The sequence below is a fragment of the Rahnella inusitata genome (assembly GCF_018288855.1).
Lineage (GTDB): Bacteria > Pseudomonadota > Gammaproteobacteria > Enterobacterales > Enterobacteriaceae > Rahnella > Rahnella inusitata.
Map to the genome: position 1 here is coordinate 1,775,992 of NZ_CP065024.1, position 14,008 is coordinate 1,789,999.

The following is a 14,008-nucleotide window of genomic DNA, read 5'->3' on the forward strand; positions in this document are numbered from 1 at the left end:
GTCATTATCAATGCCGGTTTGTCTCTCTGACCGCCGGCAAGTGAAATAGCCTACGGGCATAAAAGAAGGGAACGACACGCCATGCTATTACCTTGGCTAATATTTATCCCCTTTATCGGCGGGCTGCTGTGCTGGCAGACTGAGCGCTTTGGGAGCAAAGTACCGCGCTGGATCGCGTTGATTGCGATGGGGCTGACGCTGGCTCTTTCCGTGCAATTATGGTTGCAGGGAGGATACTCATTAACATCACCTGCGGGCATTCCACAGTGGCAATCCGAGTACTCGGTGCCGTGGATCCCTCGCTTTGGTATCAGCTTCCATCTGGCACTGGACGGTTTGTCCCTGCTGATGGTTGTACTGACGGGTTTGCTCGGCGTACTGGCGATCCTCTGTTCGTGGCGTGAAATCCAGAAGTATCAGGGTTTCTTCCACCTGAACCTGCTGTGGATCCTCGGCGGCGTTATCGGCGTGTTCCTTGCCATCGACTTGTTCCTGTTCTTCTTCTTCTGGGAAATGATGTTGGTGCCGATGTACTTCCTGATTGCTCTGTGGGGTCACAAAGCGTCAGACGGTAAAACGCGTATCAGCGCAGCAACCAAGTTCTTCATCTATACGCAGTCCAGCGGTCTGGTCATGCTGATTGCAATCCTCGGTCTGGTGTTCGTGCACTACAACGCGACCGGTATCTGGACATTCAACTACGCTGATCTGCTGAAAACGCCGATGTCGAATAATGTTGAATATCTGCTGATGCTGGGCTTCTTCATCGCCTTTGCGGTGAAAATGCCGGTGGTACCGTTGCACGGCTGGTTGCCAGATGCGCACAGTCAGGCGCCAACTGCAGGTTCCGTTGACTTAGCGGGTATTTTGCTGAAAACCGCTGCTTACGGGATGTTGCGTTTCTGTCTGCCGCTGTTCCCTAACGCTTCGCATGAATTCGCCCCGATTGCTATGTGGCTGGGTGTGATTGGTATCTTCTACGGTGCGTGGATGGCCTTTGCGCAGACTGATATCAAACGTCTGATTGCTTACACGTCTGTCTCGCACATGGGCTTCGTGTTGATTGCTATCTACACCGGCAGCCAGCTGGCGTACCAGGGCGCAGTGATTCAAATGATTGCACACGGTCTGTCCGCAGCTGGTATGTTCATCATCTGTGGTCAGCTATACGAGCGTCTGCATACCCGCGATATGCGCCAGATGGGCGGACTGTGGGGACGCATAAAATACCTGCCAGCGTTGTCACTGTTCTTTGCCGTGGCGACCTTAGGGATGCCGGGTACCGGTAACTTTGTGGGTGAAATCATGATCCTGTTTGGCAGCTTCCCGGTTGTACCGGTGATCGCTGTCATCTCGACCTTCGGTCTGGTATTTGCCTCGGTGTATTCCCTGGTGATGATGCAGCGCGCTTACTACGGTAAAGCGAAGTCTGACCAGCCGCTGCCAGGCATGACCGCACGCGAATTGTCGATCATTCTGTTACTCGTTGTATTGCTGGTGGCGTTGGGTCTGTACCCGCAGCCAATCCTCGATACTTCAAGTGCAGCGATGACCAACATTCAGCACTGGTTCGGGTCATCAGTTTCCACTATTTCAACGACAAGGCCGTAACTCGCCATGACATTTACACTTCAAAATCTGATCGCACTATTACCGCTGATGATCGTCGGATTGACGGTGGTGGTGGTGATGCTGTCCATTGCGTGGCGACGCGACCATTTTCTTAATGCCACACTGACAGTCATCGGGCTGAACGTTGCCTTACTTTCCCTGTACTACGTCGGGCAGGCCGGGCCGCAGGACGTCACGCCGCTGCTGCGTATTGACGGTTACTCGATGTTTTACATCGGGCTGGTATTGCTGGCGAGTCTGGCAACCAGCACATTTGCCTACCCGTGGCTGGCCGGTTATCCGGACAACCGCGAAGAGTTCTATCTGTTAGTGCTCATCGCGGCCATGGGCGGCATTCTGCTGGCATGCTCTAACCATCTGGCGTCAATGTTCCTCGGAATCGAACTGATTTCCCTGCCATTGTTTGGTCTGATCGGTTATGCCTACCGCCAGAAACGCTCACTGGAAGCAGCCATCAAATACATGCTGCTGTCTGCTGCCGCATCATCTTTCCTGTTGTTCGGTATGGCGCTGCTGTACGCACAGTCAGGGGATTTGTCCTTCGCGGCGCTGGGTAAAAACCTGGCAGATGGCGTGATGTTACACCAGCCGCTGTTGCTGGCGGGCCTCGGTATGATGATCGTCGGTCTGGGCTTCAAGCTGTCGCTGGTTCCCTTCCACCTGTGGACACCCGATGTGTATCAGGGCGCACCTGCACCGGTATCGACCTTCCTGGCCACCGCCAGCAAGATCGCCATCTTTGCCGTGGTCATGCGTCTGTTCCTGTACGCACCGGTGGCCGACAGCGAAGCGATTCGCATCGTGCTGGGCATTATTGCCTTCTGCTCGATTCTGGTCGGTAACATCATGGCGATCAGTCAGAACAACATTAAACGCCTGCTCGGTTACTCCTCCATCGCACACCTCGGCTACTTGCTGGTGGCGCTGATTGCGGTGCAAACCCATCAGCTGTCGATGGAAACCGTCGGTGTGTATCTGGCCGGTTATCTGTTCAGCAGCCTCGGTGCGTTCGGTGTGGTCAGTCTGATGTCCAGCCCGTACAAAGGTCCGGACGCAGAATCACTGTTCTCCTACCGTGGTCTGTTCTGGCACAAGCCGATTCTGTCTGCGGTCATGACCGTGATGATGTTGTCACTGGCCGGTATCCCGATGACCCTTGGCTTTATTGGTAAGTTCTACGTGATTGCTACCGGTGTGACCGCGCATCTGTGGTGGCTGACCGGTGCAGTCGTCGTCGGTTCGGCTATTGGTCTTTACTACTATCTGCGCGTGACCGTGAGTCTGTACCTCAGTGCGCCGGAAACGCTGGTTCGTGACACACCGAATAACTGGGCGTTAACGGCTGGCGGCGTCGTGGTACTGATTTCCGCGATTCTCGTGCTGTTGCTGGGGATCTTCCCGCAACCGCTGATCACGCTGGTTCAGATGGCGCAACCGATGCTCTGATCAAGAGTGCAATGCATGATAAAGCCGCTCACCTGAGCGGCTTTTTTAATCAATAATGCTCATTAGTGTGACTTAAATCACATTTATATGTACGTTCAACATAAAATTACATTCAATTTGTGATCTCGCCCATTCCATTCTTCCCGCCAATGAGTACACTTCGCGCTTGTCCAAATTTGCGCAGGTTTTAAACCATGAATGTTTTAGTAATGATCGCGATCACTACCGGGATCCTCTCTGGTATCTGGGGCTGGGTGGCTATCAGCCTGGGTCTGATCGGCTGGGCGGGATTCCTCGGTTGCACGGCCTATTTCGCCTGCCCTCAGGGCGGCCTGCGCGGACTGGCGATCAGCACGCTGACCTGCATGAGCGGCGTCTTCTGGGCTGTGGTCATCATCGCGGGCAGCGCTATTCGCCCCGAGTGGAGCATTCTGGGTTACATGCTGACCGGCGTCGTGGCGTTCCTGATGTGCATTCAGGCACGCCAGCAGTGGCTGGCGTTTGTGCCTGGCACATTCATTGGCGCTTGTGCGACATTTGCGGCACAGGGCGACTGGCGTTTGGTGGTCATCTCATTGCTGGTTGGACTGGTTTTCGGATACGCGATGAAAAACAGCGGATTATGGCTGGCGAAACAGCGCGAGAAGCAGCTGCTGGACGCGAAAAATACGCACGCACTCGGTCAGGCAAAAGGCTCGGAAGGTTCTTAAAACCCCGTTTTTATGGAAGTTTATGTGAAATCTCACAGGCAATTCATCCCGATCTGCGCTAGGGTTAAAGGCAAGTGAACGATCACATCATAAGGAGATAACCATGGCTGACCAATTTGAAGCACAGCAGAATTCGTTAGATGACGATTTACGCATGCTGACTGAAACGCTGGAAGAAGTGCTGAAATCTTCCGGTGATAAAGCTGACGATAAATACGTTGAAATCAAGACCCGCGCAGAAGACGCGCTGAAAGACATCAAATCCCGTCTTGATCCGAAAGCGCGCTCATACTGCCGCAAAGCTCGTGACGTCGCCGAGCAAACCGACAGCTATGTGCGTGAAAATCCGTGGCACGGCGTGGGTGTCGGCGCTGCGGTAGGTTTAGTTGTCGGCCTGTTGTTGCGCCGCTAAACCGCAGACTGATTACCAGATAGCACCATGTAAAAACAATACCGCAGGGCAGCTTATGGCTGCCCTTGTTTTTTTCGTTTTTCTCGCTTGGATAATCCTTTTTTCTCCTCCTATACTCCTTCCTATCTGACTGCACTCACTGCAGCTTGATCTGTCGCATATTTTCATTTTTCGTAACGCCGCATAATTCATCCGTAATTGATCCAACCCGTTTTTTGATCCAGAAGGGCATTTCTGCCCGTCACAAAACATCCGGTATGGCCCGAGGTAGCGGTGAAACAAATCTCAGCAATCATTGACCAGCTTGATACAGCGCTCGCAGGCGAATGGCCTGACGCGCCGGGCATCCGGCAGCTCAGTTATTCCCTGCAAAAACAGCCTGATACGGGCCTGCTTGAATGGTTGTCAGCGCAACCCTGCTACCCGAAATTCTATTGGCAACAGCGCGACGGCCACGAAGAAGCCGCCGTCTGCGGCGATTGCTGTTCTTTCGGCGATATGCAGCGGGCTCAGGAATTTATCCGCCAGCATCAGGACATTCCCGATCTGCACATCTGGGGCCTCAATGCCTTCAACGGTGCTGACTCTTCTGACGTCCCCGCAAATGCGCTGTTTTTGCCGCGCATCGAACTCTGCCGACTTGGCAATACTTACTGGCTGCGCTGCACGTTATTCAGCGCGGTTTCGCTGCATGAAGAAGCGCACCGCACGCGATTGTTCCTCCGTTCGCTGGTCGCCAGTCGCGCGTTACCGCCCATCACTTCCCGCGTCGTCCAGCACCAGCATTTACCCGCAGAGCCGCAATGGAACCAGCTTATTACCCGCGCACTGAAAAGTATCGAACAGCAGAGGTTTGACAAAGTCGTGCTGGCGCGCAAAACCACTTTGACGCTCAGTCAGCCGCTGAATGCCTGCGCGTTCCTCGCCGCAAGCCGCGCGGTGAATCATCATTGCTATCATTTTATGCTGGCTTTCACGCCGCAACAGGCGTTTCTTGGTTCCAGCCCGGAACGTCTTTTTCTGCGCGATCACACCGAGCTTTTCACCGAAGCGCTGGCCGGCACGGTAGCTAATCATTCTGATAATCAGAAAGCCCATGAACTCGGCGAATGGCTGCTCAGCGACGGAAAAAATCAGCGTGAAAACCTGCTGGTGGTCGATGATATTTGCCAGCGTTTGCAGGGCGGGGCTCACTCTCTGGATGTGATGCCCGCTGAAATCCTGCGACTGCGCAAAGTGCAGCATCTGCGCCGTAGCATCCACGGTGAACTGACTGACGCAGACGATGCGGGATGTTTGCAACGTCTGCAACCTACCGCCGCCGTGGCCGGATTACCGCGTCAGGCGGCGCGTAAATTTATCGCCGAGCATGAACCTTTTGACCGCCAGTGGTACGCCGGTTCCGCCGGGTATCTGAGCAATGAACAAAGCGAATTTACCGTGGCGCTGCGTTCAGCGGCGGTGAAAGGACATCATCTGGAACTCTTCGCGGGCGCAGGAATTGTCGCCGGTTCCGATGCTGCACAGGAATGGCAGGAGATCGAAAATAAAGCCGCAGGATTGCGGACTTTACTGGAAGAACACTACACGCCTGTCGTTCAGGCCGGATAATCCGTTGCCGGGAGAGTCATTCATGTCCGTTGCCGTCTTCAATCGCCGCTGGGCGACGCTGATCCTTGAGTCGCTGACACGCCATCAGGTTAAGCATGTCTGCATTGCGCCGGGTTCGCGTTCCACCGCGCTGACGCTCGCGGCAGCAGCGCATCCGCATCTCATCTGCCACACCCATTTTGACGAACGCGGCCTCGGTCATCTGGCACTCGGTCTGGCGAAAGCCAGCGGCACGCCGGTGGCGGTGATAGTGACCTCCGGCACGGCGGTGGCGAACCTTTATCCGGCACTGATCGAAGCCAGTCTGACCGGCGAAAAACTTGTTCTGCTGACCGCCGACCGTCCGCCGGAATTGATTGACTGCGGCGCCAATCAGGCTATCCGCCAGCCTGGAATGTTCGCCAGCTATCCGGTGCAGGCGCTGGATTTACCACGTCCGACCCCTGAAATCAGCGCGCGCTGGCTGGTGTCGGCCATCGACAACGCGATGGCGCAGCAAACCCACGGCGCGGTCCACATTAACTGTCCGTTCGCAGAACCGCTTTACGGCGAGGATACCGGCGAATATACCGAATGGCTGGAGCAGCTCGGCGACTGGTGGCAGGGGCATCAGCCGTGGCTGAGTTTCGCGCCGGTGCAGAATTCTCCCGCGCAGCCAGACTGGTTATCCTGGCGACAGAAACGCGGCGTGATTATCGCCGGGCGGATATGCGCGCATGAAAGTGAATTGCTGGTGCAGTGGGCTGATAAGCTCGGCTGGCCGTTGATCAGTGACGTACAGGCTGCGACCGGCAATCCGCTGCCGTACGCCGATTTATGGCTGGCATCACCGCAGGCGAAAAGCGTGCTTGAGCGCGCGCAGCTGGTGGTGCAGTTCGGTGGCGGGCTGACCGGTAAACGGTTATTGCAATGGCAGGCAGCCTGCCAGCCAGAAGAATACTGGCTGATCGATGCACTGCCGGGGCGTCTGGATCCGGCGCAGCATCGCGGTCGTCGTATTCAGACTCCGGTCCCGGCGTTTCTGCTTCAGCATCCGGCGCAGCATCAGCCCGACTGGGCGCCTGAGCTGGATGAGTGCGCCGCGCGTGCGGGTCACGCCATTGAATTACATCTCGCAAGTACGTTTGGCGAAGCCGCAGCCGCGTGGCAATTACCGTCTCTTTTACCGGAGCACGGCCAGCTGTTTCTCGGTAATAGTCTGATCGTCCGGCTGGCAGATGCCTTCGCGCAGTTGCCCGCCGGGTATCCGATTTTCGCCAATCGCGGGGCCAGCGGTATCGACGGTCTGCTCTCTACCGCGGCAGGCGTTCAGCGGGCTACCTGCAAACCGACGCTGGTGCTGCTCGGCGATATCTCTGCACTCTACGATTTGAACGCGCTGGCGCTGATGCGTCAGTGCTCTGCGCCGACGGTGATCATCGTGGTGAACAACAACGGGGGGCAGATTTTCTCTCTGCTGCCCACGCCTGAGGCTGAGCGTCAGCAGTTCTACTGCATGCCGCAGAACGTTGATTTTCAGCACGCCGCGGCGATGTTCGGGCTCGATTACGCCAGCCCGACCTCCATGACTGAGCTGCACGATGCGGTTACGCAATGCTGGCAGCACGGTGGGGTAAAACTGGTCGAGTTGAAAGTGAATGAAACCGATGGTGCGGAATGTCTGCGCAGTCTGGTCAGCGAGGCGAGCCAGTCATGACGCTGGCCTGTACGCGCCTGAATACCGACGTGAAAGGGCGTCCGTGGCTGGTGTTTCTGCACGGTCTGCTCGGCAGCGCCGATGACTGGCAGCCGCTGTTGGCACAATTATCCGGCTGGCCTTGTCTGCTGGTGGATTTACCGGGGCATGGCCGTTCGGCAGAGTTCACCGCCGCGGGATTTGCCGACGTCAGCCAACTGCTCACCGACACGTTGCAGCAGCAGGGAATTACGTCGTACTGGCTGATTGGCTATTCGCTCGGCGGACGCATCAGCCTTTATCACGCCTGTCAGGGCGACAGCGCAGGGCTGATGGGCGTAATAGTCGAAGGCGCACATCCGGGGCTGATCTGTCAGGCGGAGCGCGCGCAGCGCCGTCATCACGATCAGCAATGGGCAACGCGCTTCGTGCAGTTGCCGTGGAAGCAGGCGCTCACCGCCTGGTATCGCCAGCCGGTGTTTGCCAGCCTGACCGATGTGCAGCGCCAAAAGCTGATTCTGCTGCGTGAAAACAATAATCCCCACACCGTCGCCGCCATGCTTGCCGCCACGTCGTTGTCGGTTCAGCCAGATTTACGTCAGAAGCTGCATCAGCTTTCCCTGCCGCTGGCGTGGCTTTGCGGCAGCGCCGACACCAAATTTATCACTCTCGCGCAGCAGTCGGGTTTCGAACTGCGCACCGTCGCCAATGCCGGGCATAACGCCCATCGTGACAATCCGGCGGAATTTGCCCGTCAGGCGCTGGCATTCATTACTTCACCTGTCTTAAAGGAAGTTGAGCATGATTTATCCTGATGAAAAAGTACTGTATGCGCCGGTCGAATGGCGTGATTGCACCGGAGATTTTGAAGATATTCGCTATCACAAATCCACCGACGGCATCGCTAAAATCACCATCAACCGTCCTCAGGTGCGCAATGCCTTCCGTCCGCTGACCGTGAAAGAAATGATCCGCGCGCTTGATGATGCCCGCTATGACGAAGGTATTGGCGTGATCGTGCTGACCGGCGAAGGCGATAAAGCTTTCTGCGCAGGAGGCGATCAGAAAGTGCGCGGCGACTACGGCGGTTATCAGGATGCCAGCGGTGTGCATCATCTCAACGTGCTGGATTTCCAGCGCCAGATCCGCACCTGTCCGAAACCTGTTGTCGCGATGGTTGCCGGTTACTCCATCGGCGGCGGGCATGTGCTGCATATGATGTGCGATCTGACTATTGCTGCGGATAACGCCATCTTTGGGCAGACCGGCCCGAAAGTCGGCTCGTTCGACGGCGGCTGGGGCGCGTCGTATATGGCACGCATCGTTGGCCAGAAAAAAGCCCGCGAAATCTGGTTCCTTTGCCGCCAGTACGATGCGGCCGCTGCACTGGATATGGGGCTGGTCAATACCGTGGTTCCGCTGGCGGATCTGGAGAAAGAAACCGTACGCTGGTGTCGTGAGATGCTGGAAAACAGCCCGATGGCGCTGCGTTGCCTGAAGGCCGCGCTAAATGCTGACTGCGACGGCCAGGCCGGTTTGCAGGAGCTGGCGGGTAACGCCACGATGTTGTTCTATATGACCGACGAAGGTCAGGAAGGCCGCAACGCGTTTGTTGAAAAACGCCAGCCTGACTTCAGCAAATTTAAGCGGAATCCGTAATGCGCCGCGCCACGGTGTACCGGTACAGCCTGCCAATGGAGGCGGGCGTGGTGTTGCGCAATCAGCGACTGAAAACCCGCGACGGGCTGCTGGTTTCACTGTGGCAGGACGAGAAAACCGGCTGGGGTGAAATTGCGCCTCTGCCGGGATTCAGCGCGGAAGATGTCACTCAGGCGCAGGAGGCGGTAAAGCACGGCCTGAGCCAGTGGATGCAGGGCGCGTCGCTGACGGCGGTTGCTTCAGCGTTCAGCGCCTTGCCGTCGGTGGCATTCGGCCTGAGCTGTGCCGATGCGGAGCTGCGCGGTGAGCTGCCTGACGTGCTAAGCACCCGCTGTGCGCCGCTGTGTCATGGCGATCCGAATGAACTGTATGCGCGTCTGGGCGCATTGCCGGGTGATAAGCTGGCGAAAGTGAAAGTCGGATTGTACGAATCGGTCGGCGACGGACTGAACGTCAGTATGCTGCTGGAAGCGCTGCCGGATCTGCGTTTGCGTCTCGATGCCAACCGCAGCTGGACGCTGGCGAAATCCGAAGGGTTTGCCCGCCACGTCGCGCCAGAACTGCGTTCGCGCATTGTCTTTATCGAAGAACCCTGCCAGACCCGTGAACAGTCTCGTGAGTTTGCCCGCGCTACCGGCATTGCGATTGCGTGGGACGAGAGCGTGCGTGACGCCGGTTTCACCGTGCAGGCCGAAACCGGGCTGGCGGCGATTATCATCAAACCGACCCTCACCGGCAGCCTGAACCGCTGCCGTCAGCTGATTTCTCAGGCGCACGCCGCCGGGCTGGAGGCTGTCATCAGCTCGTCTATCGAATCCAGCCTCGGGCTGACGCAGCTGGCGCGCATCGCACAATGGCTGACGCCGGATGCGGTGCCGGGACTGGATACGCTGGATCTCATGCAGGCACAGCTGATCCGACGCTGGCCGGATTCTGTATTACCGGTGATTGCCGAACCTGATCTGGAGGTGGTGTGGCAGAGCCAATGATGTCGGACTGGCCATGGCGCGTATGGGCGGCGCATTCGCCGTTCGCCGTGGCCATTAAAGCAGGGGAAATCAGCTGGTGCTGGCGCGATTTATGCCGCCGCATTGATTCACTGGCGGGCGGATTTATTCAGCAGGGTGTGCGTGAAGGTTCAGGCGTGGTGCTGCGCAGTAAAAATACCCCCGACGCGTTACTCTGTTATCTGGCTCTTTTGCAGGCCGGTGCGCGCCTGCTGCCGCTGAATCCGCAACTGCCGCAAACCCTGTGTGATGAACTGCTGCCACAGCTGAATATCGATTTTATGGTCGATCTTACCGGTGTGCCTTTATCCCTTAACATCCCCTTATTAGCACTTCATCATGCTTTTTCAGAGCCTGTTGCTGACTGGCAGCCAGCTCGCATCGCTACTCTGACGCTGACCTCAGGCTCGAGCGGCTTACCGAAAGCCGCCGCGCACAGCGTAGCCGCGCATCTGGCCAGCGCAGAGGGCGTACTGGGGCTTATCCCCTTCACGCAGGCTGACCGGTGGCTGCTTTCGCTGCCGTTGTTCCACGTTTCGGGGCAGGGGATTATCTGGCGCTGGCTGTCTGCCGGTGCCACGGTGGTCGTTGCCGACGGGCAATCATTTGATGACGCGCTGGCGGAGTGCAGCCATGCCTCGCTGGTGCCGACACAATTATGGCGATTGCTTCAGCAGCCGGTATTACCGGCAAGCCTGAAAGACGTCCTGCTGGGCGGCGCGCACATTCCACAGGAACTGACTGAACAGGCTGAACGCGTGGGGATTCGTTGTTGGTGCGGTTATGGAATGACCGAGGCTGCGTCGACGGTAACCGCCAAACGCGCTGACGGTTCGCCGGGCGTCGGACAGGCGCTGACAGGTAAAGACGTACGGCTGGTGAAAAATGAAGTTCAGATCCGTTCACGCAGTCTGGCGGCAGGGTATTGGAAATCCGGCCAAATCACGCCATTGCCCGGCGCAGAGGGCTGGTTCAGCACCCGCGACCGTGGAGAATGGCAGGGTGAAGAGCTGCATATTGGCGGGCGTCTGGATAACGTCTTCTTCTGCGGAGGCGAGAACATTCAGCCGGAAGCTATCGAACGTATATTGCTGCAACACCCTGAAATTCATCAGGCATTCATTATCCCCGTGAATGATGAAGAGTTCGGCCAGCGGCCCGTCGCCGTTCTTGATGCCGAAATAACATTAGATTTTCACACCCTTACTGAATGGATTCAGGAAAAACTGGCGCGTTTTCAGCAACCAGTAAAGTACTGTGCGCTGCCTGAGCATCTGACGAACGGAGGCATTAAGGTATCAAGAAAAGCCATTGCCCTCTGGATTAACCCCCAATAAGCCCAATTTAAAAGCAGCAGGATGAATTAAATATTCATCCTGTTTATTCATTTCATGCAGATAAAAAAGGCCGCGCAATGCGGCCCTGATGTGTTTATCGCAGTAAGAATCAGCCTTTCAGCGCCTGCTCAACGCCCGCTCCGTAAGCCGGATCGACTTTATAGAACAAGTCCAGCTGACGTCTCTGTGTTTCAGGCGAAGCGTGCTTCAGTTCACCGGCAATACGGCCAAACATGCGCTGATGTTCCTCATCAGACAACAGGTTGAACAGCAAACGTGGCTGAGTGAAGTAATCATCATCTTCGCGGTGATTCCAGTGATCCGCTGCGCCTTCGACAGACAATGGCGGTTCGCTGAAATCAGGTTGCTCCTGGAACAGACCGGCGCTGTTTGGCTCGTAGGTCACGCCGTTGCCGCTGTTGCCATCAACACGCATTGCGCCGTCGCGATGATAGTTATGGAACGGGCATTTCGGTGCGTTCACCGGGATCTGGTGATGGTTTACGCCCAGACGGTAGCGGTGCGCGTCGCCGTAGGAGAACAGGCGCCCCTGCAACATACGGTCAGGTGAGAAACCGATGCCGGGAACCACGTTTGCCGGGCTCATTGCTACCTGTTCAACTTCTGCAAAATAGTTTTCCGGGTTGCGGTTCAGTTCAAACTCACCGACTTCGATCAGCGGATAATCACTTTTTAACCAGACTTTGGTCAGATCGAACGGATTATAGGGCAGTTCAGAGGCTTCATGCTCGGGCATAATTTGCACGAACAACTTCCAGCGGGGAAAATCACCGCGCTCGATGGCGTCATACAAATCACGCTGAGAACTTTCACGATCGGTTCCCACCAGTTTCTCTGCTTCGTCATCCATCAGGTTTTCAATACCCTGCTGGCAACGGAAGTGGAATTTCACCCAGAAACGCTCATTCTCAGCATTGATAAAGCTGAACGTGTGACTGCCAAAACCGTGGATGTGACGATAAGAGGTCGGCAGGCCGCGGTCGCTGACGTCGATGGTCAACTGATGCAGAGATTCAGGCAGGTGCGAGAAGAAATCCCATTTATAGGCCGGGTTACGCAGGTTGGTGCGCGGGTCGCGTTTCACCACGTGGTTCAGGTCAGGGAATTTCAGCGGATCGCGCAGATAAAACACCGGAGTGTTGTTGCCGACTAAATCCCAGTTGCCTTGCTCGGTATAGAACTTCATGGAGAAACCGCGGATGTCACGTTCTGCATCGGCTGCACCGCGCTCACCGGCGACGGTGGAGAAACGGATGAACATTTCGGTTTGCTTCCCGATTTCTGAGAAGAGTTTCGCGCGGGTGTATTTCGTAATGTCATGGGTCACGGTGAAAGTCCCGTAAGCACCTGAACCTTTTGCGTGCATACGACGTTCAGGAATTACCTCACGATCAAAGTGAGCCAGTTTTTCGAGAAACCAGACATCCTGGAGTAAAAGCGGTCCGCGACGGCCTGCGGTAATGACATTATTATTGTCGACGACGGGCGCGCCGGCAGCGGTGGTCAGTCCTTTCTTTTCCATAACCCTCATTTCCTTGTATTGCGTAGATCGGGTGTGAATTGCGTAATCAACGATCACTTCTGACAGCAAATTTTCTGCATCCAGGCATGCGTTTCCCCTTCCATGGGAAAATTTACCTTAACGGCTAGTGTGTACCCTTACATTGATCATGGGCAAATAGGTAAGGCTTATTGTTCTGATTAAGAGAATAGAAATAGTGAATATAAATGTGTTTCTTTACATTTTATTTGCGAGCTAAGGGATTTTTAAAGCTCTGAAAGATGTCACCTTTCGGCAAATTAATTTAGACTGCGCACTAAATATTTCCCCACTGTTGTATGAATGTTCAGGAATGATGATGAAAAAAGTTATTGTAGCGGGCGCGGCCCTTGGCATGCTGCTGACGGCAACGTCTGCGAGCGCTATCAGCGTGAACGGTGAAGTCGGCGAGCACTACACTCATGTGGGCGCCGGTTTCGGCACCACTTCTCCAGGTCTTGCGCTGACCGGCGATTACACCCATAACGACGATGACGGCGACGTTGCGGGTCTGGGTCTGGGCTACAACATTCCACTGGGTCCTTTCATGGCGACCGTTGGCGGTAAAGGCCTGTACACCAATCCGAAAGACGGTGACGAAGGTTACGCAGCGGCCGTCGGCGGCGGACTGCAACTCCCAATCGCCAAAATGTTCACCTTATACGGTGACTACTACTATTCCCCGGATTCACTTTCCAGCGGCATCGGTAACTACAAAGAAGCGAACGCGGGCGTGCGTCTGACCGCTATTCCGTTAGTGACCGTGAGCGTGGGTTATCGCTACATGGCGCTGGACGGCAAAGACGGCAACCGCGATAACATCGTTGCGGACGGCGCATACGTCGGCGGCGCAGTGAATTTCTAAGGTTTACGTCTGAATCATAAAGCCTGCTTAGCAGGCTTTTTTTTCGTCTGTACTATCACTTTGTGCCTATGCGATTGTGTTTCGGCGTCAGCC

General features: G+C 55.9%; 12 protein-coding genes. 11 read left to right on the forward strand and 1 reads right to left on the reverse strand.

Going from position 1 to position 14,008, the window contains the following annotated elements:
* Window positions 1-81 precede the first annotated feature (81 nt).
* The 10 genes from nuoM to menE all read left to right on the forward strand — a co-directional run bounded on the left by nuoM (window position 82) and on the right by menE (window position 11,489).
* Window positions 82-1,611 (forward strand): NADH-quinone oxidoreductase subunit M, encoded by a 1,530-nt coding sequence (gene nuoM / locus I2123_RS08385; protein ID WP_112166929.1) that lies wholly within the window; start codon window positions 82-84, stop codon window positions 1,609-1,611.
* Window positions 1,612-1,617: 6 nt separating this feature from the next.
* On the forward strand, window positions 1,618-3,078 hold the full coding sequence (gene nuoN, locus I2123_RS08390) for an NADH-quinone oxidoreductase subunit NuoN (RefSeq protein WP_112166930.1): 1,461 nt from the start codon (window positions 1,618-1,620) through the stop codon (window positions 3,076-3,078).
* 194 nt (window positions 3,079-3,272) lie between these two features.
* On the forward strand, window positions 3,273-3,788 hold the full coding sequence (locus I2123_RS08395) for a DUF1097 domain-containing protein (protein WP_213052187.1): 516 nt from the start codon (window positions 3,273-3,275) through the stop codon (window positions 3,786-3,788).
* Window positions 3,789-3,891: 103 nt separating this feature from the next.
* Entirely contained in the window at window positions 3,892-4,200 is a 309-nt protein-coding gene (locus tag I2123_RS08400) for a DUF883 family protein (RefSeq protein WP_112166932.1), read from the forward strand.
* Between the two features lie 273 nt (window positions 4,201-4,473).
* A complete protein-coding gene (gene menF, locus I2123_RS08405; protein ID WP_213052188.1) occupies window positions 4,474-5,811 on the forward strand; it encodes an isochorismate synthase MenF in 1,338 nt (445 codons plus the stop codon).
* Between the two features lie 22 nt (window positions 5,812-5,833).
* Complete coding sequence (gene menD / locus I2123_RS08410; RefSeq protein ID WP_112166934.1) at window positions 5,834-7,507, forward strand: 2-succinyl-5-enolpyruvyl-6-hydroxy-3-cyclohexene-1-carboxylic-acid synthase; 1,674 nt, start codon at window positions 5,834-5,836, stop codon at window positions 7,505-7,507.
* On the forward strand, window positions 7,504-8,301 hold the full coding sequence (gene menH, locus I2123_RS08415) for a 2-succinyl-6-hydroxy-2,4-cyclohexadiene-1-carboxylate synthase (protein ID WP_213052483.1): 798 nt from the start codon (window positions 7,504-7,506) through the stop codon (window positions 8,299-8,301). The genes menD and menH overlap by 4 nt, the downstream gene beginning before the upstream one ends.
* A complete protein-coding gene (menB, locus tag I2123_RS08420) occupies window positions 8,288-9,145 on the forward strand; it encodes a 1,4-dihydroxy-2-naphthoyl-CoA synthase (RefSeq protein ID WP_213052189.1) in 858 nt (285 codons plus the stop codon). Before menH ends, menB begins: the two co-directional genes overlap by 14 nt.
* Window positions 9,145-10,134: an o-succinylbenzoate synthase gene (menC, locus tag I2123_RS08425; RefSeq protein WP_112166937.1), complete on the forward strand. Its 990-nt coding sequence runs from the start codon at window positions 9,145-9,147 to the stop codon at window positions 10,132-10,134. The genes menB and menC overlap by 1 nt, the downstream gene beginning before the upstream one ends.
* Window positions 10,119-11,489, forward strand: coding sequence for an o-succinylbenzoate--CoA ligase (menE, locus tag I2123_RS08430; RefSeq protein WP_244879900.1), 1,371 nt, complete (start codon window positions 10,119-10,121; stop codon window positions 11,487-11,489). The genes menC and menE overlap by 16 nt, the downstream gene beginning before the upstream one ends.
* Before the next feature lie 109 nt (window positions 11,490-11,598).
* Here the strand turns inward: menE and I2123_RS08435 are convergent, their stop codons facing one another.
* On the reverse strand, window positions 11,599-13,032 hold the full coding sequence (locus I2123_RS08435) for a catalase (RefSeq protein WP_112166939.1): 1,434 nt from the start codon (window positions 13,030-13,032) through the stop codon (window positions 11,599-11,601).
* A gap of 337 nt (window positions 13,033-13,369) precedes the next feature.
* Here I2123_RS08435 and I2123_RS08440 point away from each other — a divergent pair, with 337 nt between their 5' ends.
* Window positions 13,370-13,915, forward strand: coding sequence for a YfaZ family outer membrane protein (locus I2123_RS08440; protein WP_112166940.1), 546 nt, complete (start codon window positions 13,370-13,372; stop codon window positions 13,913-13,915).
* The last annotated feature ends 93 nt before the right edge of the window (window positions 13,916-14,008 follow it).